Source organism: Bacillus sp. P4_D3 (genome assembly GCF_056401855.1).
Genome location: NZ_JBFUIN010000461.1, coordinates 1 through 2,482, shown reverse-complemented (window position 1 = coordinate 2,482; position 2,482 = coordinate 1). Strand labels below are relative to the sequence as shown.

Annotated in this window: 2 protein-coding genes and 1 pseudogene; all 3 read right to left on the bottom strand. The window is 33.1% G+C overall.

The annotated features are described in order from the left end of the window. Positions 1–459: pseudogene (locus AC1DTM_RS22735) on the bottom strand (RNA-guided endonuclease TnpB family protein); the annotation flags it as partial. A 511-nt stretch (positions 460–970) separates the two neighbouring features. Beyond that, entirely contained in the window at positions 971–1,396 is a 426-nt protein-coding gene (locus tag AC1DTM_RS22730) for an ester cyclase (protein WP_002066202.1), read from the bottom strand. 161 nt (positions 1,397–1,557) lie between these two features. After that, complete coding sequence (locus AC1DTM_RS22725) at positions 1,558–2,472, bottom strand: class I SAM-dependent methyltransferase (protein WP_133059506.1); 915 nt, start codon at positions 2,470–2,472, stop codon at positions 1,558–1,560. Positions 2,473–2,482 lie beyond the last annotated feature (10 nt).

The window sequence follows — 2,482 nt, the reverse complement described above, 5'->3', positions numbered from 1 at the left end:
CCACTTATTCGATTTCTTTGTGATACGAAGTGTACCTAACTTATGTTTTAACAAATCCAAATTGCGATTTTTTTTATTGATTAATAAAGCACGGACCTTTAAACGAGTGGACTTTCCATTTACCTTMAAYGGGATTGAAATATRAGTRGSWTCAAATRAATAATTTTGATTGTTCCATACACAAACAGGTCTCTTTARAATCGGRATGATTTTATAATKRCTTTTCTTTACTTTTGTAGCAAACAAACTTTTYGCGTCTTTAATCGCTTGATTCTTCACYGCACTTGGGATATTTGCTTCAATATCTTTTGTGCTTTTTTTCGTACTTTTCTTTGCTTYMACCATTTCYGATACAAGTGTATTTATAACTTTGATATATTCGTGACTRCTTTGTTCCAATAAACGGATTTGYYCTTTTGTTGGAATCAATTTCACTTTCACTGTTAGGGTCTGTGACATACGTTTCATCCCCTTGTTTTTTGATTTTCAACATCRTTCATTTRATACATTTCTAGCAATAGAAACAAAATGAGAACGTGTCCATAAACTTTGCAACTGCATGAGACGAKAAGATTTTTCTCTCAAACACTTTGAACCGTTCTTCTATAATCATTTATTCTCGTTACAATATATCTTTTATTCTCAGAAAATCACAACAAAAAGACCTAGAGAAACTACCTATACTTTGGATACTTAAAGTACCACRAACCTTGCGATTTTTAGTGGTACTCCGTATCCAACCTCACTTYCATCCCATGCCTAAAGGCAATGGGCTTTCTCGTTCGGAAAGGGCTGTAATTTCAACATTTTCTATTTCCCCTTTCCTTTAGTTTCCACAAAACAGTACTCATATATATGTAGCAATATATTTATAATTATATTTTCCATCACTACATTTAATTTCCTTGTTTTTCCTAAAAAAAAGACACAGAGATTTCTCCCCATGCCTACTTATAGCTTTAAAAATTAACTACTGAATATTTTTATTGCGCTCTAATTGATTTTGAATTCCTGACCTATCAATTTGAATCCAATACTCTGCAATTTTTCCATCTTCTACTCTATACACTGCACTTGCTATTTGAATTATTGGAAGTCCTGTAGGTTGATATCCATCAATTTCTCCTACATGCATACCTACTTGTTTCCAACGTACATATACTTTACTTCCTTGTACTAAAAATTCTTGAATTTCTAAAGAAAAATCACCATATACTTCAACCATCTCTCTTACATGTTCGGCATAATCTTCAGGTGTTCTACAAACTGTTTGTTCTTCTTCAGATACAATTTGATGTGCCAATACTTTTTCTGCCATTAATTGATTTGCATAGTCAGGATGATTCCCTGAACGTACTTCATCAAAAAATTTTCTAACAATTTGTTCTGGCGTCATTTTAAAACCCCCTTATTAAGAAATCCAATACTAATCATATCATAGCTTATTGTAATCTAACTATTAAAGTAAACTGATTCGTGTATACAATAAAAAGATAAAATCTCTTCTTTCTTAAGAAATTCCACTTGTTCCCCCTGAAAATTCACAATAATAATTATCTACTTCTTTACCGCATGCACATAATGCACCGTCTCAAAAGCTTTTAAATAATCGTTTCGTCCTTCAAAATATAATGTATGAATATCCTTTGGTGCTAAGTGCTCATAAATGAGTAAGCCCGCCTTCTCTAACAGTGCTTCCATTTCGGTATAAGAAAAACACGATTTCATCGGTTCTCCGCCTACTGCAGCCATTTTCACCATTTTTTCAACTCGATTGGACAGCCCTTTTTCTGTAAATAAGTTTTCATCCGGATAATCGAAAACGATAGAACTCCCTTCTGGAACCATTTCGAATAAGCATTCTATTAAACTGGAAAGTTCCTCTTTCGTTAAATAATACGTAACACCTAAAAGACTAAAGAAAGTTTTTTTATTTTCAAATCCTTCATTGCGTAACTGTTCATAGGAAAATCCTTTCGTAAAATCCATCGAAACAAAATGAAGGTTATTTGGAATTTCAAATTCTGCTTCTTTCACTTTTACCTTCTTAGCCTGTTGCGTAGAAGGATGATCCACTTCAAATATTTCTATTTTATTTTCTAATTCTCGGTGCCTAAAACTGAACGTATCTAATCCCGCACCGAGTATGACGTATTGYTTTGCTCCTAGTGTAATTTCATGTAGTAATACTCGTTCACAATAGGCTGCACGTGCTAAAGGTGTTGGTGACAACTGAACTTGCGTAATCCATTTTAATATTTCTTTTGGATTGTCTTGAAACCGCTCTGCAATGTCTTTATTGAAAAAATGTATCCCTTGAACCATGTTCATTTCAATATTGTTACGCTCTTTTTGTGAAATTAAATTTTTAGCTACATAATCATCAAAGATTGTAGGATTATCAAATTCACTATGATACGCCCTTCCGAAAGCTGATACTAACGACGTTACACTTGCTTCACCTTTGTTCATGCACATACAC